The sequence below is a fragment of the Acidianus brierleyi genome (genome assembly GCF_003201835.2).
GTDB classification, from domain to species: Archaea; Thermoproteota; Thermoprotei_A; order Sulfolobales; family Sulfolobaceae; genus Aramenus; species Aramenus brierleyi.
The window spans coordinates 1,444,257-1,469,402 of sequence record NZ_CP029289.2 but is presented as its reverse complement, the minus strand read 5'-3'; the positions used below and the strand labels follow the sequence as shown (position 1 = coordinate 1,469,402).

The 25,146-nt window shown below is 30.8% G+C and carries 29 protein-coding genes, 3 tRNA genes and 1 pseudogene; 17 read left to right on the top strand and 16 right to left on the bottom strand.

The window, feature by feature from the left end; all coding sequences use genetic code 11:
- Positions 1-4: 4 nt before the first annotated feature.
- Genes DFR85_RS23765 through pcn form a run of 3 tightly spaced genes read right to left on the bottom strand, consistent with a single transcriptional unit; the run spans position 5 to position 2,713 of the window.
- Positions 5-1,018, bottom strand: coding sequence for a methionine synthase (locus DFR85_RS23765; protein WP_210433956.1), 1,014 nt, complete (start codon positions 1,016-1,018; stop codon positions 5-7).
- Positions 1,008-1,979, bottom strand: a complete 972-nt coding sequence (locus DFR85_RS23760) for a uroporphyrinogen decarboxylase/cobalamine-independent methonine synthase family protein (RefSeq protein ID WP_110270410.1) — start codon at positions 1,977-1,979, stop codon at positions 1,008-1,010. The genes DFR85_RS23765 and DFR85_RS23760 overlap by 11 nt, the downstream gene beginning before the upstream one ends.
- On the bottom strand, positions 1,976-2,713 hold the full coding sequence (pcn, locus tag DFR85_RS23755) for a proliferating cell nuclear antigen (pcna) (RefSeq protein ID WP_110270409.1): 738 nt from the start codon (positions 2,711-2,713) through the stop codon (positions 1,976-1,978). The genes DFR85_RS23760 and pcn overlap by 4 nt, the downstream gene beginning before the upstream one ends.
- Before the next feature lie 88 nt (positions 2,714-2,801).
- On the opposite strand from pcn, the gene DFR85_RS23750 reads away from it, so the two are divergent.
- A complete protein-coding gene (locus tag DFR85_RS23750) occupies positions 2,802-4,103 on the top strand; it encodes a cobyrinic acid a,c-diamide synthase CobB (protein WP_110270408.1) in 1,302 nt (433 codons plus the stop codon).
- Here DFR85_RS23750 and DFR85_RS23745 read toward each other — a convergent pair.
- The gene (locus DFR85_RS23745; protein ID WP_110270407.1) at positions 4,075-4,833 is read right to left on the bottom strand and encodes a DUF2208 domain-containing protein; all 759 of its coding nucleotides are present in this window, start codon (positions 4,831-4,833) and stop codon (positions 4,075-4,077) included. The two genes, DFR85_RS23750 and DFR85_RS23745, sit on opposite strands and share 29 nt — an antisense overlap.
- Positions 4,834-4,874: 41 nt before the next feature.
- Between DFR85_RS23745 and DFR85_RS23740 the strand changes: the two genes are divergently transcribed.
- From DFR85_RS23740 to DFR85_RS23715, 6 genes are read left to right on the top strand one after another with little or no spacing between them, the layout of a single operon-like run.
- A complete protein-coding gene (locus tag DFR85_RS23740; protein ID WP_168367146.1) occupies positions 4,875-5,408 on the top strand; it encodes a hypothetical protein in 534 nt (177 codons plus the stop codon).
- 35 nt (positions 5,409-5,443) lie between these two features.
- Positions 5,444-6,106 carry a 3,4-dihydroxy-2-butanone-4-phosphate synthase gene (locus DFR85_RS23735; RefSeq protein ID WP_110270405.1) on the top strand — a complete coding sequence of 221 codons (663 nt, stop codon included), beginning with the start codon at positions 5,444-5,446 and terminating at the stop codon, positions 6,104-6,106.
- The gene (gene ribC, locus DFR85_RS23730) at positions 6,103-6,567 is read left to right on the top strand and encodes a riboflavin synthase (protein WP_110270404.1); all 465 of its coding nucleotides are present in this window, start codon (positions 6,103-6,105) and stop codon (positions 6,565-6,567) included. Before DFR85_RS23735 ends, ribC begins: the two co-directional genes overlap by 4 nt.
- Entirely contained in the window at positions 6,548-7,009 is a 462-nt protein-coding gene (ribH, locus tag DFR85_RS23725; protein ID WP_110270403.1) for a 6,7-dimethyl-8-ribityllumazine synthase, read from the top strand. The genes ribC and ribH overlap by 20 nt, the downstream gene beginning before the upstream one ends.
- Positions 7,006-7,716 carry a GTP cyclohydrolase IIa gene (locus DFR85_RS23720; RefSeq protein ID WP_162582725.1) on the top strand — a complete coding sequence of 237 codons (711 nt, stop codon included), beginning with the start codon at positions 7,006-7,008 and terminating at the stop codon, positions 7,714-7,716. Before ribH ends, DFR85_RS23720 begins: the two co-directional genes overlap by 4 nt.
- Positions 7,686-8,798, top strand: a complete 1,113-nt coding sequence (locus DFR85_RS23715) for an amidohydrolase family protein (protein WP_110270401.1) — start codon at positions 7,686-7,688, stop codon at positions 8,796-8,798. The genes DFR85_RS23720 and DFR85_RS23715 overlap by 31 nt, the downstream gene beginning before the upstream one ends.
- Here the strand turns inward: DFR85_RS23715 and DFR85_RS23710 are convergent.
- Genes DFR85_RS23710 through DFR85_RS23700 form a run of 3 tightly spaced genes read right to left on the bottom strand, consistent with a single transcriptional unit; the run spans position 8,788 to position 11,489 of the window.
- Entirely contained in the window at positions 8,788-9,534 is a 747-nt protein-coding gene (locus DFR85_RS23710; protein WP_110270400.1) for a DNA polymerase sliding clamp, read from the bottom strand. The two genes, DFR85_RS23715 and DFR85_RS23710, sit on opposite strands and share 11 nt — an antisense overlap.
- A 5-nt stretch (positions 9,535-9,539) precedes the next feature.
- Positions 9,540-9,827, bottom strand: a complete 288-nt coding sequence (locus DFR85_RS23705) for an RNA polymerase subunit Rpo13 (RefSeq protein WP_110270399.1) — start codon at positions 9,825-9,827, stop codon at positions 9,540-9,542.
- Between the two features lie 9 nt (positions 9,828-9,836).
- Complete coding sequence (locus tag DFR85_RS23700; protein WP_110270398.1) at positions 9,837-11,489, bottom strand: helicase HerA domain-containing protein; 1,653 nt, start codon at positions 11,487-11,489, stop codon at positions 9,837-9,839.
- A 40-nt stretch (positions 11,490-11,529) separates the two neighbouring features.
- Here DFR85_RS23700 and DFR85_RS23695 point away from each other — a divergent pair, with 40 nt between their 5' ends.
- The 6 genes from DFR85_RS23695 to DFR85_RS23670 all read left to right on the top strand — a co-directional run bounded on the left by DFR85_RS23695 (position 11,530) and on the right by DFR85_RS23670 (position 16,290).
- On the top strand, positions 11,530-14,244 hold the full coding sequence (locus DFR85_RS23695) for a DEAD/DEAH box helicase (protein WP_110270397.1): 2,715 nt from the start codon (positions 11,530-11,532) through the stop codon (positions 14,242-14,244).
- Between the two features lie 42 nt (positions 14,245-14,286).
- Positions 14,287-14,577 carry a 50S ribosomal protein L14e gene (locus tag DFR85_RS23690; RefSeq protein WP_110270396.1) on the top strand — a complete coding sequence of 97 codons (291 nt, stop codon included), beginning with the start codon at positions 14,287-14,289 and terminating at the stop codon, positions 14,575-14,577.
- Positions 14,578-14,832: a tRNA pseudouridine synthase A gene (locus DFR85_RS23685; RefSeq protein WP_110270395.1), complete on the top strand. Its 255-nt coding sequence runs from the start codon at positions 14,578-14,580 to the stop codon at positions 14,830-14,832.
- Between the two features lie 64 nt (positions 14,833-14,896).
- Entirely contained in the window at positions 14,897-15,601 is a 705-nt protein-coding gene (locus tag DFR85_RS23680) for an RNA-guided pseudouridylation complex pseudouridine synthase subunit Cbf5 (RefSeq protein WP_246253054.1), read from the top strand.
- Entirely contained in the window at positions 15,598-16,146 is a 549-nt protein-coding gene (locus tag DFR85_RS23675) for a class I SAM-dependent methyltransferase (protein WP_110270393.1), read from the top strand. Before DFR85_RS23680 ends, DFR85_RS23675 begins: the two co-directional genes overlap by 4 nt.
- A 47-nt stretch (positions 16,147-16,193) precedes the next feature.
- A tRNA-Ser gene (locus tag DFR85_RS23670) sits at positions 16,194-16,290 on the top strand.
- A gap of 81 nt (positions 16,291-16,371) precedes the next feature.
- On the opposite strand, the gene DFR85_RS23665 is transcribed toward DFR85_RS23670, so the two are convergent.
- Positions 16,372-17,001, bottom strand: coding sequence for a hypothetical protein (locus DFR85_RS23665; protein WP_162582723.1), 630 nt, complete (start codon positions 16,999-17,001; stop codon positions 16,372-16,374).
- Between the two features lie 728 nt (positions 17,002-17,729).
- Between DFR85_RS23665 and DFR85_RS23660 the strand changes: the two genes are divergently transcribed.
- The 3 genes and pseudogenes from DFR85_RS23660 (at position 17,730) to DFR85_RS23650 (ending at position 19,718) form a co-directional block, all read left to right on the top strand.
- A tRNA-Asp gene (locus DFR85_RS23660) sits at positions 17,730-17,804 on the top strand.
- Between the two features lie 227 nt (positions 17,805-18,031).
- Positions 18,032-18,312 (top strand): annotated as a pseudogene (locus DFR85_RS31910) (type II toxin-antitoxin system RelE family toxin).
- Between the two features lie 1,145 nt (positions 18,313-19,457).
- Complete coding sequence (locus DFR85_RS23650) at positions 19,458-19,718, top strand: hypothetical protein (RefSeq protein ID WP_110270391.1); 261 nt, start codon at positions 19,458-19,460, stop codon at positions 19,716-19,718.
- Between the two features lie 81 nt (positions 19,719-19,799).
- Here DFR85_RS23650 and DFR85_RS23645 read toward each other — a convergent pair.
- The 4 genes from DFR85_RS23645 to DFR85_RS23630 form a co-directional block, all read right to left on the bottom strand.
- Positions 19,800-19,898 (bottom strand) — tRNA-Ser (locus DFR85_RS23645).
- Positions 19,899-19,932: 34 nt separating this feature from the next.
- The gene (rpsJ, locus tag DFR85_RS23640) at positions 19,933-20,241 is read right to left on the bottom strand and encodes a 30S ribosomal protein S10 (RefSeq protein WP_110270390.1); all 309 of its coding nucleotides are present in this window, start codon (positions 20,239-20,241) and stop codon (positions 19,933-19,935) included.
- 17 nt (positions 20,242-20,258) lie between these two features.
- Positions 20,259-21,566 carry a translation elongation factor EF-1 subunit alpha gene (gene tuf / locus DFR85_RS23635; RefSeq protein WP_110270389.1) on the bottom strand — a complete coding sequence of 436 codons (1,308 nt, stop codon included), beginning with the start codon at positions 21,564-21,566 and terminating at the stop codon, positions 20,259-20,261.
- 58 nt (positions 21,567-21,624) lie between these two features.
- Positions 21,625-22,206, bottom strand: coding sequence for a 30S ribosomal protein S7 (locus tag DFR85_RS23630; protein WP_110270388.1), 582 nt, complete (start codon positions 22,204-22,206; stop codon positions 21,625-21,627).
- Between the two features lie 84 nt (positions 22,207-22,290).
- Here DFR85_RS23630 and DFR85_RS23625 point away from each other — a divergent pair, with 84 nt between their 5' ends.
- Positions 22,291-22,746 (top strand): bifunctional nuclease family protein, encoded by a 456-nt coding sequence (locus tag DFR85_RS23625; RefSeq protein ID WP_110270387.1) that lies wholly within the window; start codon positions 22,291-22,293, stop codon positions 22,744-22,746.
- A 1-nt stretch (position 22,747) separates the two neighbouring features.
- On the opposite strand, the gene DFR85_RS23620 is transcribed toward DFR85_RS23625, so the two are convergent.
- From DFR85_RS23620 to rpoA2, 4 genes are read right to left on the bottom strand one after another with little or no spacing between them, the layout of a single operon-like run.
- Positions 22,748-23,188 carry a 30S ribosomal protein S12 gene (locus tag DFR85_RS23620; RefSeq protein ID WP_110270386.1) on the bottom strand — a complete coding sequence of 147 codons (441 nt, stop codon included), beginning with the start codon at positions 23,186-23,188 and terminating at the stop codon, positions 22,748-22,750.
- Positions 23,189-23,200: 12 nt separating this feature from the next.
- On the bottom strand, positions 23,201-23,632 hold the full coding sequence (locus DFR85_RS23615) for a NusA-like transcription termination signal-binding factor (protein ID WP_110270385.1): 432 nt from the start codon (positions 23,630-23,632) through the stop codon (positions 23,201-23,203).
- 11 nt (positions 23,633-23,643) lie between these two features.
- On the bottom strand, positions 23,644-23,961 hold the full coding sequence (locus DFR85_RS23610; protein WP_110270384.1) for a 50S ribosomal protein L30e: 318 nt from the start codon (positions 23,959-23,961) through the stop codon (positions 23,644-23,646).
- Between the two features lie 4 nt (positions 23,962-23,965).
- Positions 23,966-25,144 carry a DNA-directed RNA polymerase subunit A'' gene (rpoA2, locus tag DFR85_RS23605; protein WP_110270383.1) on the bottom strand — a complete coding sequence of 393 codons (1,179 nt, stop codon included), beginning with the start codon at positions 25,142-25,144 and terminating at the stop codon, positions 23,966-23,968.
- Positions 25,145-25,146: the final 2 nt, after the last annotated feature.

The following is a 25,146-nucleotide window of genomic DNA, read 5'->3' as shown; positions in this document are numbered from 1 at the left end:
AAAATCACCTTAAACTTATAGTATCTGTATATCCCTTCTTTTTAAGTTCTTCCCTAACCATTTGCGTTCCTTTCACCATTGAAACCATTTTTTGAAAAGCTATACTTCTAGGTAATAATTTTAGTCCACAATCAGGATTAATCCAGATTTTATTCGGTTCAAAGTAATTTATTACACTCAGTATATCTTTTTTTACCTCTTCAGGACTTTCAATTCTTCTGTTATGTACATCGATAACTCCTACGCCTATTTCTTTATTATAATCGTATTTCTTAAATAAATCCAAATATTTATAATCATATATTTTTAAGGCAAAATTTATTTGATCTACATTAAACTCGTTTAAATAAGGAGCAATTATTCTATAATCGCCATAACATATATGCATAACTAATTTTGCATCAATACCTTTTAGTGACTCATTAACAGCTTCTATAGCCCAGTCAATATCTTCTTTGGTAGAATGTATAGCTGGCTCATCTATCTGGATTATCTTTGCCCCAACGTTTACTAGATTATGTAATTCTTGATTAATGACCTTAGCTAGATCAAACACTAAATCCTTTCTAGTCCTATAAAATTCATTATAAGACCAATATGCAAGAGTATAGGGACCGGTTATTGTTATTTTGAAATTGTCGGTATATGAAATTGATTTAGTATAGAGAAACTCATCAACTAATAAAGGCCTTAGATATTCTATTTTAGAAACTACTGCAGGCTTTACATAATAAGCTGTACCCCAAACTCTAACCGGTCCATAAAATCTGAACCCTTTTAATCTTTCTGCAAAGTACTCTACCATCTCGTCTCTCTTTACTTCGCCATCAGTTGGTACATCAATTCCTGCTACATAATGGTCATGAAGAACTGAAAGAGCGGCATCATTGAACGCTTCAGTAAGTTCTTCGTCACTTAATTTACCTGCTTTATTTAGTCTTATAGCTTCTCTTAACCATTTAGGTCTCGGATAACTCCCTATAACAGTTGTAGGTAATATGGGTAATTCAGCCATAATATGTCGACCTCACCTTACCTAATAATTTTATTTTCCTTTTTGCTATAATTTCTGGAATAAAATCCATTAAACTTGCGTTTCCAATAAGGACATCTTTTGCCCCTTTATTATACGCATTTCTGACAAATCTAATTATGCTACTGGGTCTTTCGAGCTTTGTATTTCTAGTATTCAATACGCCTAAAAATACATTTTTATCCTTAAAGTTTCTATATATATTTCCGACTTTGTTTTTGTTTTCTATTATATCAAGGCCTATTACATCAACAGGTAAATTAAAGAGAATATCTAACCTTTTTGTATTTATATCAAAATATGTTATTAGATGCTTTTGTATCTTAATACTCTCTAATAATTCGTCATATATTTTTGGAATACGATCTAGCAAATCTTTCTTAATTCCTTTGTCAAAAATAGCAGGTTCATGAACTTCTATAGCATCTACAATATTCTGAGCTTCTCTAATTACCTTGTTAGTCTCCCTTGCATAATCGCTTAATAATTCGTCATCGTTCTTATAATAATTATTTTCTGAAAAGCGCAAATAACTTAAAGGACCTAAGAACACTCCCTTAAGTTTAGTATTTATTTTTGATTCAACTAATATATTTTTTGATATTGATAAATAATTAATATATTCCATATTTGATGTTAATTTAGATTTAATTATAGGCCTACGATAGTAGAAATTGTTATCATAAAATCTCATTAAATCCCCTTTTTCAGCGCCAGTTAAATATGAAAATGTTATATCAACAATGTCGTCCCACCTAAACATTCCATCAGTAGTATACTCAGCACCAATAGAACCAACAAGCTGAAAAAACTTAGATGTCTCTTTTTTTAAATAATCCTCGTATCTTTCTTTAGGTATTTTATTAGACCTAAATCTAGATATTACTTTTCCTAAAGATATAGGCTTAGGATAACTTCCTACTATTGAAATTCTAAATTTTATCACCCCAATTGAGGAGCTAATAGATATATTACACTACCACCAGATTCTGTATTAAACTCTAACTGTAAAGGTTTCTGTTCTGCAAAAGACATTTTTGTATTTCCTGAAAGTTTAGTAAGAACTAAAATATCATTTAAATAGTCTGTAGAATAGCTTGATTCTATAGGTTTGGAGATTTCAATATCTTGTATACTGCCAGAATCTTTACTTAATTCTACTTCAGCTTCAGCTTCTCCTTTACTTTTAACCTTAATCCCATTTTCGTCCGCAATTATATCTACAACATCACTTACTGTAGCAATCTCACTTACAGCCTTCCTAAAAGCCTCAGATTTTAATGTAGCTTTAACATCAAATTCTATTTTTAGCTCTGGTAATTCTGGTGGAGAGACTTCCATATTTCTTAGTTCAAATACCCTAGGATACTCACCATTGATTCTAATTATTATCGTAGAAACGTCTTGAGATTCTATTTCTAATTCTTCCTTCCTTTTTGAAGTAGAAAGTACTTTTAAAAGGTACTGTGTACTAAATCCAAAGTTCATATCTTCCTGCACATCATACTCCTTGAATTCATCCTTTGGTAAATTTATCTTAATTAAAGATATATGAGCCCTGTCAATAGCTTCTAACTCTATACCATCTGGTTTAATTTTAAAAGATGCCTCGTCTACAAGTCTAGATAATGCTTCTATTATTGCTTTAAAGTATCTCACGTCATCATAAGAGACTTTCATTATTAGCAACTACTATAAAGATTATATATCTTTTTTGTAGTCCTATAAAAGAAAGATTAGTTAAGAAGACTAGATCAATAATATTGAAATGCATTCTCCTAGAATAATTATAGCGTCTGATAGAAGTGATTCAGGAAAAACATTAGTTTCTGCAGGATTAATGAAAGCTTTAAGTAAAAAATTAAAGGTAAGAGGATTTAAAGCTGGACCAGATTTTATAGATATTGGATATCATAAATTAGCTACTACTTTTCCATCTATTAATTTAGATCTATTTATAATGGGAAAAGACAATGTGATAAGAAGTTTATGTAAATATTCAAAAAACTTTGATATCTCCATCATAGAAGGAGTAATGGGATTATACGATGGCATAAATACAGAATATAGTACATACGAGCTATCTAAAGTAACAAAAAGCCCTATTATTCTAGTAATTAACTGCTATAATTTAAGTAGTACTGTAGGAGCTATAATTAAAGGACTAATTGAATATAAAAATGCCAATATAAAAGGAGTAATATTAAATAAAGTAGCTTCTCCTACACATTTTTCATACTGTAAAAACTCCATTGATGGAGTAAAAGTTTTAGGATATATACCATATTCAAAAGATTTAGAAATACCATCAAGACACCTAGGTCTTTTCACAATAGAGAGCTATAAAGAAGCAGAAAAAGTAATTAATAATATATCTAAATTAATTCAAGATTATATTGACTTAGACGCTCTATTACAAATAGCTAACGATGCAAATGAATTAGATTGTAATTATAATGAATATACGAGTAATTACAGAAAGAAAATTGCAGCAATTGCTTATGACGCGGCGTTTAATTTTTACTATCAAGAAAATATTGATAGAATAAATACTATGTATAATATTAAATTCTTTAGTCCTCTAAATAACGAAAAAATTGAGAATATTGATTTTATATATCTTGGAGGAGGATATCCAGAATTATACTTAAACGAACTAGAATCTTCCATAACAACTAACTGGTTAAAAAAGGAGGCAGAAAAAGGAACTCCTATACTAGGAGAATGTGGTGGCTTAATGTATTTATCAAAAAATCTCATACAAAACGATAGAAAATACAAAATGATAGGTATATTTGATATTGATATAAATACTTCTGGTAAATTAACTCTTGGATACACTCAACTAAGGGCAATAAGAGACTCATTTATAGCAAATAAAAATGACATAATAAGAGGTCATGAATTTCATATCTCACAGCCTATTAGAGTTGGAGAAAAAAGTTTTCTATTCGAAAATAATCAAGGCAAAGGAATTATAGATAAAAAAGACGGAGTAAATAATTATAACACTATCGCTTTATACTCGCATTTACATTTTTCTACTGTTGAGAAGAGGACTGTCTTCTAAGTTCTATTCTTTTTATTCTCTCTATATAATCTAGAACTTTATCAACGTCAGAAGAGTAAAGCCTAAGCTTATATGGTAACTTGGCTTGAGCAGAATCTATTTCCACATAATGTTTTTCCCTGTTCACTGAAATGTTGGCATCTAATAAATGTCGAGCATGAAGAAATGTAGACATCCCACCAGAACCTACTATGCCTTTTTCTGTAATTTTATATGAAAATGGTGCCATTATATTTAACATTGCAGGTTTCACTATTTTCCTGAATACAAAAAACGCAAATAGATAAATGACTTCAAAATATATTAAGTAGACTAATAATCTGTCAAACGAACTTGCTTGGGAAATTGCTATTTTAGAAATATATGTATAGAGAAAATATAATACGATCATGTAAACTAAATAGATGCCTAACATACTAAAGCTTTTTTTAGCGTACTTAGTATATTCCTCCGTATATTCCTTATCCTTGTTAATTAGTTCTGAAGCATTTTTTTCCTCATACAATAGCCTTGAATTATTTATTTCATAAAGCAGTTTCCTGTCTCTAAACATAGGATTAGATTTTGACATACTGTAAAACATGACACCCATCATCACGATAAAGTACGTTACTATAGCTTCTATGAAATACTGCGGATAATATGTTAACACTACGGAGATTACAATTAGATAAACTTGGCTTAATAGCACATATTTCCAACTATACGGATTTGGTGTTACTGAAGACATTACTATCTTACTTATAAAATCACATATTTATATTATTAAGCATGTATAAAGTAACGTTTTTAATGCTATCATTACTCTTACCTCTAATACTAGTTTCCACTATAGTAACCAACTCCATGTCTAATAACTACGTTTTTACTATTGAACAAACTACTGACTGTTTTGATAAAATAAATATTACAGTAATATATTTACATAATATCTCTATCTCAATTAATAAATCAATAAATGGTATTCAATTGTCAATATTAAATAATTACACTCTTGTTAGTGATTCTAATCTATATATAGAGAAATATTATATCAATAACACTGCAATTTATAATATTTTATATTTAAATTTTAATTCAAATAATTCGTATCGTATTATAATATATAATATCACAAGGGAAATAGCTATAATTCTAATAAATGTGAGATTGATATATAATTCGTCGATTACAATACCGAATTCTACTATTAATATAAAAAGTTCAGATAAAATATCTACAACTAGTTATTATCCGTATGCTATTATAGTAATAATATCGGTTATCAGTACATTACTATTAAGGTATAGAAAACACAATAAGTAAATACGCTTATATACTATTATCATATCATTTACTTAATGATAAGCAAAGAAATAATAAGGAAAAATTTAGAATCTGGACTTCCAATATTAATTTATGATTTTGATGGAAGAGAAGAAGAAACTGATATGATTTTCTATGCTGGTGCAATAAATTGGAAATCTATATATACACTTAGAACAAGTGCTGGAGGTTTAATATGCTACGCAACTGGAAGTAAAGAAGCCAACATTTTAGGATTAAGATTTCAGACAGATATACTAAGAGATAACACAATTTATAAAAAATTAGTGAAGATACCATCATATAAAGACGAACCTGCTTTTTCTATATGGGTTAACCATGTAAATACTACTACTGGAATATCTGATTACGATAGAGCTAAAACTATTCAAGAATTACACAAAGTAATAATAACTATTAATGAGAATCCTCTAGAAGCTAAAGAGAACTTTTATACCTATTTCTATGCTCCTGGTCATGTACCTTTTCTAATAAGTAGAGATATAACAAAAAGGAGAGGACATACAGAACTATCTACTACGCTTATGTCATTTTTAGGATTAGAAAAGAGCGTAGCTTTTGCTGAAATGCTTGACGAAAAAGTTAGTCTAAAGAAGAATAAAGCATTACTATTTGCTAAAAACAACGGATTGTTATTCATAGAAGGTAAAGAAATATTAAATGAGGTTATAGCATGAGAAAATACGGAATAGTAGATACTACTTTCTCTAGAATAGATATGGGTAATATAGCAATAAAGACAATAAAGAAAGAAGACCTTGACTCAGAAGTTATAAGATATACTGTACCTGGGATAAAAGATACGCCAGTAGCCGCTAAAAAGCTAATTGAGAAAGGATGCGATGGTGTTATAACATTAGGTTGGGTTGGCAAGACAATGTTAGATAAATATAGCTATCTTGCTGCTAGTATAGGTCTAATAACTGTTCAGATATTAACATCAAAACATATTATAGATGTAACTATTCATGAGGACGAGGCTGATGATATAGATAAGTTGAAAGAAATAGCTATAGATAGGGTAGTTAAGCACTCTAAAAATCTTGTTAAGTTAATAAGAGATGGAGAAAATTCGCTTACTCCTTTTGCAGGAAAAGGTTTGAGGCAGGGATATAAAGATGCAGGTCCAATCGATTAGAGTAGGTATAGTTATTGCAGAATTTAACTATGATATAACATATTTAATGCTACAAAGAGCTATTTCTCATGCGGAATTTCTAGGAGCTAAAGTTCAAGTTATACTTAAAGTACCTGGATCTTATGAAATACCGTTGGCAATAAAACAATTGCTAAAAAAAGATTATATAGACTGCGTAGTAGCCTTAGGTGCAATAATTAAAGGAGAAACAAAACATGATGAGTTAATAGCTAATCAAGTAGCTAGGCTAATATCTGATTTAGAACTAGAATATGAGAAGCCTATAGGATTAGGTATAATAGGCCCAGGAGTATCTCATGAACAAGCTGTAGAAAGAATAGAGGAATATTCAACTAGAGCAGTAGAAGCTTCAGTAAAAATGGCAAAAAGAATGAAAAAAATGGAGATGATATCGTCGGAATCCACGGTGATAATAGAGTGAAAATTCTTGCTGTAGAACTTTACAAATATAAAGACTGGACAGAAAGTCTAGGACTAGATAGAGAATGGATTATTCAAAACGAGCAACATAGCTTAGCTTATAAAATAAATACTTTGTCTGCAGAACTTGGAGCTTTTCTACTACCATTAAGATATGATTTTTTTATAATTCTTGTGGATGGTATAAGAAATTCGCATATAAAGTTCATATTTAATGAAATAAAACGTTTATCTCCAGTAAGACCTAGAGCATGCGTAGGTTATGGACGCACATTTATAGAAGCTCAACAAAATGCTGCAGAATGTATCAAAAATACTGAACCAGAAAATATTGGAATAGGCGAATATGATAATGAGCAAATAGTCTCATGTCATTTCGATATAGATAATTTTACTAAGTTATCTACTGATATTTCGTTTTATAAAGCATTCATAGATATAAATAAGTTATATAGCATATTAAGCGAAAAAATATATGAGTTAGGCGGTATCTCACAATATTTGGGAGGAGATAACATATTAGCATTTACCGATAAAAACAATGTCAAAAATATATTAAATATTGTAGAAGATATGAAAGACATAAAAGTAGGTATAGGAATAGGTTCTAATGCTAGAATATCAATTAAGAATTCTACTGAAGCTTTAGAGAAAATACGAGAATTGAGGAACTGTAAATGGAGAATAGTTCCGAAATATTCAATTTAGGTTACGTATTAATAGGCAAAAATTTGCAAGTAAAAAGAAATGTAAATATAGAAATCTCAGATAATAAAATAGTACATATAGGTAATGGTTTTGACTCTAAAGGGAAAGATTATAGAAATGCTATATTAATACCGACACTTGTAAATGCGCATGTACATGCTGGAGATTTTTCATTTCCTGAAATAGGTATAGATAAACCTATAGGAGACTTAGTTAGTGATCCTAAAAGTATAAAATATAAATTCTTTAATAAATTGAAATTTATAGATATTAAAAGATATATAAAAGATTTTCTTGAGTACTCAAAAAAATTTGGTATCTTTACTATTATGGATTTTAGAGAACAGGATATATTTGGAGCCAAACTAGCAAAAGAGATAAAAGACGAATTGGCGAATGAATTAAATTATATTATATTATCCAGACTAGATAAAAAAATAAGCAAGATAAGATTAAAAACTCTTTTTGAACTTTCTGACGGATATGGGATATCAAGCTCAACTACATATAATAAAGCAGATTTAATTAAAATTAACAATATTTTTCATGATAAAATTATAGCAATACATATTTCAGAAACTCTAAAACAAGGCCTACAAAACGACCTTGGATATATCTTGAAAGTAATAAGACCTAAAATTATTATCCATGGTACGCATCTTTTTGAAGAAGATTTCTTAGAACTAAAAGATAGAAATATTAGTTTAGTAACATGTCCAAGAAGTAATCTATGGTTTTCTAACGGGATACCTAGAATAGATAAAATGATAGATAGTAAAGTTAATTTACTTATAGGAACTGACAACGGTGCATGGATAGATCCGAATATTTGGAAAGACATGGAATTAGCATTATTAATAACTAGAATAAGAAAACCTCTAAGTAACTATTCTAAGGAAATTCTTAAAGCAGCTACTACAAATATTTCGAGAATATTGTTTAAAAATTATATAAATGAAGGATTACCGGCAAGATTTATCATAATAGAAGGAGAAAGATCTGGAATTTTTAGATCCCATAATCTTTATCAAGCTATTATAAAAAGAGGATATAATATCTTATATTCTAGATTTACATTCTAGGGGCTACCCAGAAAAATAAGGACGCACCTTTTTCTCCAGATGCCTCAATTTTCATAGGCAAATTAGTACCGAAATTAAGCTTTAAGCTACTTGAAAAATTGGCAGCAGAGGCTACAGTTTTTAATACCTCTAAGCTATATATTGATTTAGATGGTTTTTCTATTTCTAAACTAGATAAAGGTTTACTATTTTTCAAAAAAGCAGTATATGTTTTACCAGATTCTTCTACATAAATTTTTATATAATCATCTTCTGCACTAAATTCTGCTTCTTCCGAAATTTCCTCAGCGTCATCTATTATAGTTTTTAGTATATCTCCAGAAAATGCAGCCGAAACTGTAAGAGAGACGCTAGGTTCTTTCAAGTTCTGAATTTCGCCTTTTTCACCTTTAACATAAATATTACTCCTAGTTCCACTTTTGTCATCAACTATAACTATTTTAATTCCTGCATCAGTCTCTGTGATTTCTAGTCTAGACTTACTAGATCTAGCTTTTCCTAAAATCTTCTTCATATTAGTTAAGTCAAGTTTTACAGAAACCTCTTTTTCTATGCTATATTCTTCTAAACTATCCTTTGGAATATTAAGAACTCCCATAAGTACTTTATCATCGGTTAAATATCTAGATATTATTCCTTCTTGAGTAAAATTGAGTATTATAGAATCAGAAAGTTTACTCATTGCATTAATCAAATAATAAAAATCCTTAGAACTTGGATAAATTGCTTTAAACATTTAATTCACTTTTTTACCTTTTCCTTTTTAACCTTTTTTGCTGGAGCTTTTCTCTTAGCTTTTTTACCTTCAGATTGAGAAGGCATAGAAGAAATATTCTGTTCAAAAAGCTTTTTTGCGTCGTCCAATGATATTTTACCATTAAGTAATTCATACCATACTTCAGTATTCTTCATAAGAAGCTCTATATCTTGTAAAGATACTGCAGGAAATTCAGAATCTTCTTCTCTTGGCTCTTTTTCCTCGCTAGTTGTCTCCTCATTCTCTTCTCCATTATTATACTCATCTGACATAATTTTCACCTATTGTTGTATGCGAACCAAAAATATTTCATCCTGCAATATATTTCTTGTTATAATCAATCCTCTATCTAACTTATGTAAACTGTCATAGATAGATTTATATATATCTTGATCTGGTCCGCTAATAATTTTTGATACATAATCTAGATCAGCAGGTTCTACTAAATTAAGAGCAAATAAATATGCTGAGTTTGATATCAATTTTTTAACGTATTCCGATGTTTGAGAAATAAGAATAAATCCTATCCCAAATTTTCTTCCTTCAGCAAACAATCTTTCCACAAGTAACTGTCCGCTTTCCTTAGAGAGAATAAATGGAGCCTCATCAATAACTATCATCTTTCTTAATTTCGAAGTTCCAGTAGAATACATAAACGACGTTAAAGATCTCAAAATAGTCTCTATTACTATATATTTAATTTCTGGGATAGTAATTTTTGATAAATCTAAAATGTAATTATCTTCAAATATGTCATTATAGTTTATACTATTTGTATTAAACATACTATTAGAAACGAAATTTAAATATGGCTCGAGCGATTGTATTTTATTTAGCTCAGTAGAGTTATTTATATACCTCTTTTTTCTTTCTAACAATAAAATCACATCTCTAAAATTAGGAGGTGTATTATTCCAAGAACTGCTGTCTTCTTCATAAATACCTTTTTCCTCATATGTTTCAAAAATAATGTTAAAAAGATCTATTACTTGAAGGTTACCAAGATTAAATATAGATTTTAACATATATGCTACTTCTAATGCTCTTTGCCTAGGAGATTGCCCAAATAGAGATAACGGATTTACAGAAATTAAAGACGCATCTATTCTTTTTGCTTCAGTAAAATACTCGCCATGAATATCAAATATTAGATAACTAACATTAAGTTTAGAAACAATTGTCTTTGCTAATGAAGATTTTCCAGATCCACTTGTACCCAAGATAATCATATTATAGTTCTTACTATTATCTAGATCAATACAAAAATCAGACTTTATGTTTGCCCATTTGTATTTAGCATTTGTTTTAACTCTGCCTAATTCAAACGTAGATCTTCTTAAAATACCATTAATCTTACCTATGCATAAACCTTTATTTACTCTTATCTCACCTAATTGTGATAACAAATAAGGAGTTGCTAGCCAACTAGCTAAAGTTAAAGGCGATAAGACTATCTCGCCACTTATCGACAATATTAGAAGATTTAATATAGATCCTATCAAAATTAGTGGGTTTTTAACAAAAAGCGATACAATAATAACAAAAATAACTGATAATATTATAGAAAATGTATTAATACGCGGTTTGAAATTTCTTAGATTTAAAATAAAATTATCATTAAACGATCTATTAATGAAGAAATACCCAAATAACGCAAAAGAAACACCAATAATATAGGAAAGAAAATATGTGATAGATAATAAATTAATATTTATGAATATAAAGATAATATATAATGAGAAATAATATACTATCGACATAACAATTGACGAAAAAAGTAGATATATCAATATTGAATTTACAAATATTATTATCAAAATAAATAAGTCTCTCTCTATTACTAGTGTTATAACGTCTGATTTAAAATATACAGATAATAGAACAGCTTCTGCAATAGAAAGCAATATAATAAAAACATGCCTGAAGTCTTGCATATTCTTTTATAACGGTGAAAATTATAATTAAAATATCTTTATGCTCACAGCAGCTGATTTCGGAAAAGTATTGTATAGTTTAGGATATACTAAACTGACTCCTATACAGCGTATAGCCATACCTAAAATCATTTCTGGGAAACATACACTAATTATAGCCCCTACTGGATCAGGTAAGACCGAAGCTGCTATAATACCTTTATTTTACAAAATATGGAATAGTAGACCAGAAAAAATATCACTACTATACATAACACCTTTAAAGGCACTCAACAGAGATTTAGAACTAAGATTAAAAAATCTAGGAAATGCCCTGGGTATAACCATCGGAACTAGACATGGAGATACCTCAGAAAGAAAAAGAAAGGAAATACTGAAATCTCCTCCAGACCTACTTATAACAACACCAGAAAGTTTACAGTATCTAATAATAAATCAAAAATATAGAGATTTACTTTCAAATCTTAAATGGATAATAATTGATGAACTACAAGAAATGTTAGACGAAAAAAGAGGATACGAGTTATCTGTAGTTATCTCTAGATTAAAAAAATTTAATAAAAATAAAATTCAAATGATTGGTTTATCGGCAACTATAGGAAATATAGAATTAGCTAAAAAATATTTAAGTGACGCAGAAGTTGAAGTAGCCAAGGTTGATCTAAAAAAGGAGTACGATATTGATCTAATTATTCCAGATATAAACGATTTTCCAAAAAAAGCTATTGAATTAAATCTGGATCCATATGTAATATCTAGACTCGAAAAGCTTAAGCAAATAATAGAAACGTACAAACCAATTATAATTTTCACTAATACAAGAGAAACTGCAGAATTCCTAGCAAGCGAATTACAAGCATTATACAATCTAAAAGTAGCTACTCATCATGGATCTCTATCTAAAGATATAAGAATAAACATAGAAAACAATTTCAAACAAGGAAATTTAGACGCAATAATAGCTACTTCAAGTTTAGAACTTGGAATAGATATAGGAAATATAAATTTAGTAGTACAATACATGTCCCCTAAAGAAGTTACAAGATTATTACAAAGAATAGGAAGAAGTGGTCATTCATTAAATAAAGTATCTAAAGGAATAGTTATACCAAGTAACTATATTTATGACATTTTTGAGTGCAAATCCATTATAGAATTATCCCGTGAGGGGTATTTGGAACAACCCTACATAGAACTTAATGCACTAGATGTTATAGCTCACGAAATAACTGGAATGGTTTTAGAAGGAGTAAGAAATAAAGAAGATATTTTAGATATATTAAAAAATAGTGTTTATTTTAGAGATTTAAGCAAAGATGAGTTAGAAAATGTCGTACAGCTCTTAAAATCTTCTAGAATACTCAAAGAAAAAGATAATCAGCTTTTGCCTTCTTATAGAGCATGGAAATACTATTATGGCACTAATATGATTCCAGATTCAATAAGAAGTTACTCAGTTATAAACATGGCAAACAATCTAGAACTTGGAAAACTAGATGAAGATTTTGTAGCTATGATAGACGAAGAGAGCATATTTGTCTTAGGTGGAAAACTATGGAAAGTAGTATCAATAGAAGATGGGAAAATATTTGTGGATAGAGCGGAATTAAAAAGAGGAATATTACCAAGCTGGTTCGGAGAATCTATACCAGTAGAAAAAGAAGTTTCAGAAAGGGTTTACAGTTATCTAATAGACGCAATAAAAGGTAAAAATTATGAATTCGATGAAATAAATGATATAATTCAGGAATATAAAAAAAGAGGATATCCAGAATTATCTAATAATGATATCCTAGTAGAGATCATAAATGGAGAACTAATTGTAGTACATAGCCCATTTGGAAGTAAAGGAAATAATACATTAGGATCGATTTTATCATTTTACCTAAATAAAATCAAGGGTATAAGGACATCTTTTAGAAATGATCCCTACAATATAGTAATAGCATCAGTATTGCCTATTTCAAAAAAAGACATAGAAGAAACAATAACTTACGTTAATAAGCTAAGCCAGATCGACGCAAGAAATATAGTTATAGATGCTATAAAAGAATCTCCTCAATTTAAATGGAAGTTATACATAGAGGCAGAAAGATTTGGAAATATAGATTCTAATTCAAAAGAGATAATAAGCTCTGCAATTTTGAGACAATTCTCAGATACAATTGTAGGCGAAGAAGCCGCAAGAGAAATGTTGATTAAAAATCATGATCTTTCAGTATTAACAGAAATTAAAAAATATACTTGGAAAATTGTAGAAGTTCCCTCTCCTTCTCCATTAGCTAAAGAATTTTTGGACAGATTGTTAATTACAGAGAGTGAAGAAGCACCCGTAATGCTAGAGGTATTCAAGAGAAGATTACTATCAAAAGAAGTAAGAGTTCTGTGTATGGTATGCGGATGGAATAAAAAAGTATCAATAGAGTATTCCCCTGAGAAATGTGAAAAATGCCAATCAGTATTTCTTACAGCAACGTTTCCAGACGATAGAGATTCAATAGATATTATTAATAAAAATATTAGAGGTAAAAAATTATCTAAAACAGAAATGAAAAAGCTTAAAGAACTAAAAATAATAGCATCTCTTTTCTCTCAGTATAAAAAATACGCATTAATAGCGCTATCTGCAAGAGGAGTAGGTTCTACAAATCTAGGAAAAGCACTAAGTAAACTTAGTGAAGGAGAAGAGTCTTTTTACCAAAATCTCTTTAATGTAGAGAAAAAGTTCTTAAAAAATAGAAAATACTGGCAGTAAGTTTAAATTATAGACAAGAATTTGATTTTTAGGTAGTTATTAATGCCAGTCATCGAAATAGGAAGAATATGTGTAAAAACAAGAGGTAGAGAAGCAGGAAGTAAATGTGTAATAGTAGATATAATAGACGATAACTTCGTTTTAGTTACAGGACCTAAGAAAGTCTCAGGAATAAAAAGAAGAAGATTAAATATAGCCCATCTAGAACCAACAGATAAAAAGATAGATATACAAAAAGGCGCAACTGACGAAGAAATAGAGAAAAAGCTTCAAGAGGCAGGTCTAACAGACTTCGTTAAAGAAAAAATAAAGATAAAAATACCAGTGATTTAAATGAATTTTTATAATTTTATTTATAAGATAGATGAATTTTGTTCTTATAATAATTCTTGGGAAATAAAAAAAGAGGAAACCACATCAGACAAATATGGCGTTTACCCAGATAAAAGAGATATCAACTTATTAATAAAAAACTCGATAATCAACCTAGATAAACCGCCCGGACCTACAAGCCATGAAGTAGCATTCTGGGTTAAAAAAATGTTTAACATTAACAAAGTAGGTCATGGAGGGACCCTAGAGCCTTAAAAGGCGGGGCTATCCCAAAGTAACCGGAGTATTACCTATAGGTCTAGAGAACGCTACAAAAATTATGAATTATGTTACAGAAGCAGGAAAAGAATACATATGTGTAATGCAAGTTCATTGTGATATTGAAAAAGATCTTTTAAAAAGCATTATAGAGAAATTTAAAGGAAAAATATACCAAAGGCCCCCAGTAAGATCTTCAGTAAAAAGAAGATTAAGGTTTAGAACAGTAAATGAAATAGAACTCTTGGAAACTTATAATAGAATGGCTCTACTCAGAATATCTTCAGAGCCAGGAACATATATGAGAAAAATCTGCCACGACGCAGGAATATTACTAGGTTGTGGAGCGCATATGAGAGAACTTAGAAGAATTAGATCAGGAATATTCACAGAAAAAAATCTAGTTACGCTTCAAGAGGTCTCGGAAGCATTATACATGTGGAAAAGCTGTAAAGATGAAGAAGATTTAAGAAAAATACTTATACCAATGGAAATGGCATTTTGCGGAATTCCTAAAATAGTAATAGACGATAATGCTGTTGACGCTATAGCATATGGGGCATCAGTAATGATACCTGGAATAGTGGCATTTCAAAACTTTAAAAAAGGCGATTTAGTAGGTATACTAACGCTAAAGGGAGAAGCTGTAGCGGTAGGTATAGCCTTAGTAGATTCGAAAAACCTATCTAGTCTTGAAAAAGGAGAAGCAATAAAACCAAAAAGAGTTTTAATACAAAAAGATTTATACCCAAGAAGCTGGAAATGAGCTATTTTATAGTCAATGAAGTAGTAAATGGCATACCATTAAGCTTAGTAAGTCATACTAGCTTATTCTCTAAAAGAAAACTAGATACAGGAACAAGGATATTACTAGAAAATTTAACTATTCCAGAAAAAGGTAAAGTAGCCGACGTAGGCTGTGGCTATGGACCAATAGGCATTTATATAGCGTTAAAAAACAATAACCTAAAAATATACATGCTAGATATAAACCCAATAGCAGTAAAAACGGCTAAATATAATGTAGAAAGATATAATTTGAATAATATAATAACAGTACTAAAAAGTGACGTTCTAGATAATCTTCCAGAAAAAGTTAATGCAATATTCTCAAATCCCCCATTGTCTAAAGGAGTAGATTTCCTAGAAAAACTAGCCGAACAAAGTAACGAAAAACTTGAAGATGGATATATAGAATTAGTAGTATATAAAGGAGAGAATAACGTGATAAAGATATTCGGAAAATATTTCTCCAACATACAGATAATAAAGAACCAAAAAGGATATTCTATAATCATGATAAGAAGATAGCCTGATAAAGGTTAAATTATTATACTATTACGACTAATACAGAATTTGCCGGGGTGCCCGAGTGGACTAAGGGGCTGGCCTTGAGAGCCTACTAGAAAGCCAGTAGGGGTAATCCCTGCGCGGGTTCAAATCCCGTCCCCGGCGTAATAAATTGAAAAATTATTTTGTTTGGTAATATTTTATTTTTAGAGAATATAGAGCGTGAGAATATTTAATACTTGAAGATTATTCTTCTTCTGAATCTTCACCTTGAGGACAGGGATAAAGATTATACCTACTACAATAATTGCCCATCTTATTCAACAAGTACATCTTAATCTCATTCTTCTCTCCGGTAGCATTAACAGTAGCCATCAAATAATTAAGATCCTCACTACATTGTTGTACATAAATAATCTTCTCGTTCCTAGTCAAATTAGGCAAAGAATCTATATAAGAAGACACTATTCCAAGAACTTCATCATAAATCTCCTTCAACTTCTTCACGTACACCTCACTATCCCTAATTATCTGATCAACATCATACCAATCAACAACAAGAACAGCCGCAAAAGCTATCCCAGAAAGAACACCAGCAGATATCAAAGAAGACATAGCCCTATTAGCACTCCTAACCCTATCCAACAAGTACGAGAAAGCAGAATCCTGACAAACGCCATTACTACAAAACATCCTAGCGTAATCAAGAACGTCCTTCACGCTAAAACTATTAGGAGGAAGAACAACAGGCAAATAATAAATACCAAGATAAACATCGTCCTTATTATTCTCAAAACTATTCAAAACACCACTAACAAGACCAACAAGACCAAGATAAGTACAATCATCATCAGCATTATGATCAAAAGCACTCATAAAAACAGGACAACCAACAGAAGCACTATTAATATAGAACAATCTCCCAGATAAATAATTATAAACCTCTGGATATATTATGTTGCTTAACTTGTAGATTGAAGTGTAGAAAGGGTTTATCGTAACTATCTTTTCAATTCCTAAGAATAACTGTTCTGGGTATCCGTAAACCGACGCGTATGGGAAGTCTGGGTCAATTATCCCAAGATAAGTATAAGGATATAAACCAGATAAACCATGTAGATAATCTATAATAGTGTTCGAAATGAAGGTCGAATGCTTTTCAGTATCTATTCTTAGTCTTAAAACCAGTTATAGCTTGATAAATTCTGAATCTAAAGTTAAAATCAGAAAAATCTTTCACTAATAATCAAGCTAGTAGGCCTTATCTATAGTGCAAATAGCTATGTTAACAGTGAACTTCAATATTAAAGTAAATTTCCCTTGCATTTTGGAATCCAGATAATATATAATTTTCATGGTAGCACTTCCAATTAGTTTTTATCTCATTAATATAAAAGTTTCCGATAGCTTAATAAATAATAACTTTATGGAAGTGCTAATGGTATCTATTTTAGTTTTAAGCACCAAAATACTAGAATAAATCGACTCATAGCCAATAGTTATAAGGATAACGTATTTTTGGTAAGTATATAAAGGCTTAATAACAGCAATGTAACTCCTAAATTTGCGTAAACTTTAAATAGTGATTGTAATAATATTCATATGCCGCAGTAGTCTAGCCCGGTCTAGGATGAGGGCCTGTCGAGCCCTTGACCCGGGTTCAAATCCCGGCTGCGGCGCTAATTTTACGTAAAATTTAAGATATTTATGTTCCCTATATAAAGGCGTAAATGGAACAGACATCCTTATTTTTGGAACAGCGCCACTTTCTTATAAGTATGGTAGAACTATACGCCAATTGGCATTTCTAAACTGGACGAACAACAGAGGAAGCTAATACTAAATAGGAGCTAAGAGGCTCTCTAGGTTGATAAGAAGAATTTACGAGTGTGGAGGAATCAAGAAATTGTTTAAACGAAAGAGAACTCGTAAACTGTCATTCGTAGAATTCGCTACTGATGAATTTAGTGATAAATTGCTTATACTAATTTTAGAGAAATTGGAGTTGTTCCAAGAAAACCCTTTCAAATATCCCAAGAAGAAGTTGGAAAAAAAGATATATATGAAAATTCTATGTTTTCCATAGAAGTAACTGGAGATATAAGGATACTTTACAGTGTTGATTCAAAAAACTGTATAGTTTTCATTTGGGAGATTGAGTCTCATAAGACGGTTTACGGTCATTAGCGTTTTCCTTAGCCCTATTTTATTCTCAATCTCTAGAAACCTATTACCATACTTATCCTCAACAATTCTCATTTGTATAAACTTCTCAAAGAGGTTATTAAAGATGTAGTCTAGAATAACCTCTCCAGTTTACTGAATAAAAATTCTAAATCGTAACGTCATTATTACTTCTTATTCTTGCTTCTCTTTAGACCTGAATAGTAGTTTTTACGGAAATTTCTCTTACTTAAATATTTTCATTCTAATATGTAATGAAATAAATTTTATCTATTTTAGATGATAGTATTTTAGGCTTTACAGTAAATAATTTTACTTATCTTCTATTATATTAAATTATTTTTAACGATACGTAATACTGCAAAGGATTTTCGTAGAAAGTCTATAAGAAAATTAACTAGTCAACACAGCCTTTATGGATTTTCCTTATCTTAAATTTTTCTATTATCTACATATAAATTAAATAATTTCTGACTACTTGAATAATTTAGTATATATATTATTTTAATATTCTAAATATATATGAATCATTGAATAATTTTATATTTTATTAGAATCTAAAGACCAAGATCATTATTCATATGCTAGCTTATAATGCATAATTTATTATAAGATTTACAGTACCATCTTGCCTTTAATACCTTAGAAAGTATATAGTAAAGCTAACTGAGAAAAATCAGAAAATAAAAGAGTTTATAGTGATTATTAAGTAATAATAGATTCTGTTCATGATTATAAAGAGCATTGGGGCTTACTAAAAAATTAGGTAATGGAAGGATATAAGACAACATATATATCTATTGAAAACATTTAAAAAAACATCATAAAGAATATTACATGTGTCACAACAAGAACTTATACAAATACAGAAGAACAAATAACACAAACATCAGAAGAATACTACTATCTACAACAACAACTAAAAGACGAGATAACACAAGAAGACGAAGACAAGATAAGAACAGCACTAGTAAACAAACAATACGGGAAAATATCACAAGAAGAACTACAAGAACTAAACCAACAAACAAAATGCCTACTAGGAAGAGCAGGATGGGAATACAAGAACAATGAAATACAAATATACCCAGCAATAGCAACAAGCTACGCAAGATGTTGATCAGATAATTAGGGATAGTGAGGTGTACGTGAAGAAGTTGAAGGAGATTTATGATGAAGTTCTTGGAATAGTGTCTTCTTATATAGATTCTTTGCCTAATTTGACTAGGAACGAGAAGATTATTTATGTACAACAATGTAGTGAGGATCTTAATTATTTGATGGCTACTGTTAATGCTACCGGAGAGAAGAATGAGATTAAGATGTACTTGTTGAATAAGATGGGCAATTATTGTAGTAGGTATAATCTTTATCCCTGTCCTCAAGGTGAAGATTCAGAAGAAGAATAATCTTCAAGTATTAAATATTCTCACGCTCTATATTCTCTAAAAATAAAATATTACCAAACAAAATAATTTTTCAATTTATTACGCCGGGGACGGGATTTGAACCCGCGCAGGGATTACCCCCACTGGCTAGCTGGATTTTAGTCTCCAGGCCAGCCCCTTAGTCCACTCGGGCACCCCGGCACTCGAAATTATTTAAAAAACTTCATATTTAAAGTTATACAAGTTCTATCTCTATGTAAACATCTTCTGGAACTCTAACTCTCATTAATTGTCTCATTACTCTTTCATCAGCGGAAATATCAATAACTCTCTTATGAATAGACATTTCCCATTTTTCCCATTTTTTCCTTCCTTCACCATGAGGTAATTTCATAATAGGTACTTCTAGTCTTCTTGTAGGCAAAGGTATTGGGCCTCTCATACTTATTCCAGTCTTATCTACAATAGCTCTTATCTGATTTATTACATAAGTAAGGTCATTGACATTACTGCTCCAAAGTCTAATTCTAGCTTTTGTAGGCATAAAAACACCATAAAAAATTATTTAATTTCTATCTTTGTGGGCTTAACGTCAGTTACTACTCCAACGCCAACAGTTTTTCCCATATCTCTCATTGCAAATCTTCCTAAGGGTGGAAAGTCGTTATATTTCTCTACACATAATGGCCTTATTGGCTTGAACTTTACTATCGCAGCGTCTCCTTGTTTTACAAATTGTGGGTTCTTTTCTGCCTCTTTACCTGTCTTAGGATCTAATCTAGATACTATTTCAGATACTCTGCAAGCTATGCTAGCTGTATGTAAGTGCAAAACTGGAGTATATCCTACTGCTAAAGCTGTTGGATGCCATATAACTATTATTCTTGCTGTAAATTCGTCTGCAACAGTTGGCGGATTCGTGGTATGTCCTGCTACATCACCTCTTTTTACGTCTTTCTTTTCTATACCTCTAACGTTAAATCCTATGTTATCGCCAGGCTCGGCTTTTTCCATTTTAGTGTGGTGAGTTTCAATTGACCTTACTTCTGCTGATTTACCTGCTGGCATAAATACTATTTTGTCTCCAACTTTTAGAACTCCACTTTCTACTCTGCCTACTGGTACTGTACCTACTCCAGAAATTGTGTATACTTCTTGAATAGGTATCCTTAATGGTTTGTCTATAGGCTTAGGAGGTACTACTAACATATTTAGTGCTTCCTCTAGTGTTGGACCGTTATACCATTTCATGTTCTCTGACCTATGTGTTATGTTTTCTCCTGTCGGAGAAACCACTGGGACAAATTTAACCTTACTCATATCGAACCCAAAGCTCTTCATAAATTTAGTTACTACATCTGTAACCTCCTTGAATCTTTTTTCATCGTATGGGGGATCAGTCAAATCCATTTTAGTTACGGCAACTATTATTTGGTCTATTCCCATAGTTCTAGCTAATATTATGTGTTCCCTGCTTTGCCCTTCTGCACTCATTCCTGCTTCGAATTCACCTTTCTTTGCTGATACGGCAAGTATTGCAGCATCGGCTTGACTAGCTCCAGTAATCATGTTCTTTACAAAGTCTCTATGACCGGGAGCATCAATTATAGTAAAGAAGTATTTCTGAGTTTCGAATTTCATGAATGTTAAGTTTATTGTTACTCCTCTTTCTCTTTCTTCTTTTAATCTGTCTAATAGAAATGCATATTTTTCTGATTCTTTACCTAGCTTTTTGGCAGCTTCTTCTGCTTCTTTTACAGTCTTTTCGTCTAGGAATCCTCTATCCATTAATAATCTTCCTACTAAAGTACTCTTACCGTGGTCTACGTGCCCTATAACTATTAGATTCAAGTGTGGCTTCTGAGACATTTTTATTACACACTCCTCAACGCATTTTAATGTATTGCGTTAATAAAAGTTTAGCTATTTATCTTGAGCTTAGAGCTATCCTTTCCATTTCTTCTTTTTTCCTTAATGCATAGCTTTTAGTATCTAATGAAGATGCTGCAATTATCTCTTCTGCCAAGGATTCATCTATAGGCTTTGGATTGTTAAATGAGGCAGCTCTAGCACCTTCTACTAAATGTCTTAAAGCTAAGTCTACTCTTCTTTCTGGTGAAACGTCTACTGCAACGTAATATACTATACCTCCATACATAATTCTTGTAACTTCTTCTCTAGGAGCTACATTCTCAATAGCTTTAACTAGGATTTGTAAAGGATTTTGTCCAGTTCTAGCGAAAATTATTTCAAATGATGCTTTTACTATATTATACGCAAGCATTTTCTTTCCCTTATTTCTTCCTGGTCTCATTAGCTCATCAATTAGTCTTTCAACAACGTTAAGTCTTGATTTACCAAATCTTCTATGTTCATGTCTTCCTCCAGAATGAGGTAAATAAACTGGAATTAGTGAAATATATTTTTTTAAACTAGGATCTCTTACTTCAACTTTGGTATTCCATTTTCCAAATATTTTTATATCTAATTGACTCAGATCATACTCCATAACTATTCGAATCACATAAGTAGAAGTAGATTATATATCTATTCATATAGGGTTTATTAGTTTTTAAGGGAATATAATATATTGATGTCAGAACAAAATGAGTACGTAAAGGTCAATAATGTAGATGCTTTCTTTTATCCTATCAATGGAATATCTGTAATAGTATGTTATTTAGAAGATGGTAGGGAATTTGATCTATTTTATGTTCCAGCGGAGGTCGTACTAGCGATAAACAAGATTAAGAAACAAACTGAAGAGAATATATCTTTAGATAAAAGAGAAACAATATATGACGTAATCTCTTTTGTACCTGAGGTTACCGAGGAACTTAGTAAGCATATAAATAAAGTTATTATAGACGATATAATGGATACAGTATATATAGCTACTATAGAGTTGAAATTTGATGGAGTAATTATTCAAAAGAGAATGATACCTAGCCATGCAATATATCTCGCGCTAGTATCAAATAAACCAATATTTGTAAAGAAAAAGCTTGTTGAAGACCAAGAAAAAGACAGGGAACAACAAAAGAAATAGCCTATCTTACCGGCTTTGTTTTCTTTCCTTTATATAAAGCGTCCAAGGAAACTCCGTTAACCATTACAACCTTAAATCTAACTCCGGGTAAGTCACCCATTGATCTACCTAACGTTCCACCTATTCCTGCTATTACTACTTCGTCGTGCTCGTCTATGAAGTTAACACCACCGTCTCCGGGTACAAATGCCGTAACTACTCTACCATTTTTAACTAGTTGAACTCTTACGCATTTTCTTACTGCAGAATTAGGCTGCCTAGATTCTATACCTACTTTTTCAAGAACTATTCCCCTAGCCATAGGGGATCCTTCTAACGGATCGAAACGTTTCTTAAGCTGTAGTACCCTAGTTTTGAAAGTTCTTTGACTCCATCTAAACTTTAATCTTTTAAGCTTTAGTTTCCTGGCTGCAAATAAACCTTTAGGAGATTTTCCTGACAATTTTACACCCTCTTAAACTATAACTACAGAGTCTATATCCATATATCTTTTTAAAATTAATTTAGCCCTAGTAACATTTTTACCACTTTTACCTATTGCTAAACCTTTGTCTTGTGGATCTACAGTAATATATACTGATTTTTTCGAATCACTATCTACTATTTTTACGCTTCTAACTCTAGCAGGAGCCATTAAATTTTTTACCATATCTTCTAAATTTTCGCTATATGCTACTATTTCTACATCTTTACCTATAATTTTCCTTAATTTTCTTACATTTAAGCCACTTTTTCCTATAGCAATTCCCATAAATTGAGGATCGACTAAAAATATTATTCTATTATTTTCAGTATCTATAATACAATCCCTTACTGTAACTTTAGTAACATCTTGAAAAAGTGACATATAATTCATTTCTTCTTGAGTAAGTTTAATTTCAGGCAAATATTACCACCTTAACTTACTAGCTTTGCTATATCAAGTATTCTTGAATTTCCTGGATCTTCAACACCTATTGTAGAAATCATAAAAGGCTTACCAGCTAATGTACCTAAGTCCCATCCACTGCCTGGATATTTGTATATAGGTATGCTAGAAACTTTAGCATAATGTATTATATCATTCATAATATCGCCCTTTAATGTAGATGCTACTATAATTGCTTTAACTTTACCAAGTTTTAGTTTCTTTAATGTTTTTTTACTTCCAAAAATAACTTTACCTGATTTTAAAAGATTTTTTAATTCTGTTTCAAAAGTTATATTTTGAGACATATTATCACCTTAACGCGGGTTTCATCAAGAGCTCTACCATTCCAGTTCCTAGTTTAATGGGTTGCCCAATAATAATATTTTCTACTACTCCTCTAAACTCTTCCAAATCTCCTCTAGCTGAGGAGTCCAGCAAATGCTTTACTGTAACTTCAAATGCTGCTCTAGCTAATACACTAGTTTTCTCGCCAGTAACACCGTGCCTTCCTATTTGTCTAACTTCTCCAGTTCTGGTCATTATGTCTGCCACTAATTCTATATGTCTAAAATCAACGTCTAAACCTTGTTCATCTAAAACTTTCTTTATTTCTTTTGTTATCAGTTCTCTTGCAGCTTCTATTCCTAGCACATTTTCAACCTCATGAAGATTATTGGTCTCAATCTTACTTACGTCTATACCTTTTATACCTAGGATACCTTCTAAATTAGATCCATCAGTTATTATTACATATTCATCTCCACGTTTTTGAACTATAGCTCTCTTTATTCCTTTAACTCCCTTAATTTTAGTTCCTAAAATTCTTTCTCTAGCTTTAAACAAACTTGTTATATTATCTAGATTTTGGAAAGAAATGGACAAAGTTAATTCGTCTGGCTTGTCTATTACATAATCGCCTAATTTTAACTTCTTAATTGCTTTTTCTACATCATCTATTGTTACACCTTTGTCGTTTAACATATCTTCGTCAAAATGAATTATTATTGACATCGATGCTACATCAATACTAGTTGAGTCTACTACACTTTCAATTTTAGTATATTCAAGTTTTCTAGCTATGTCAAGAGCCTTACTCTTGTCTGTTCTATATTCTTCATCTAAATAAATAGTCATCATGGGAGTTGAAGGAGTCTTCCTTGCATCTACTATCTCTATTAATCTAGGTAATCCTAGAGTTACGTTAAGCTCTCTAACGCCTGCAAAGTGGAAAGTTCTCAATGTCATCTGAGTACCTGGCTCGCCTATTGACTGAGCTGCTACTACGCCTATCGCTTCACCCGGATTTATAAGAGAGTTCTTATAATCTGCTATTGCTAGCTCTATTATCTTATCTATTTCGTCTTTTGTAATTTCTACTGGATAGTTCTCTATACTCTTCTTTAACTTATCTACTACTGTACTCGGAACAATATCTTTTATTTTAGATAATTGTTCGTCCATATATTGTTCTACATCTTTTTGAATCATAC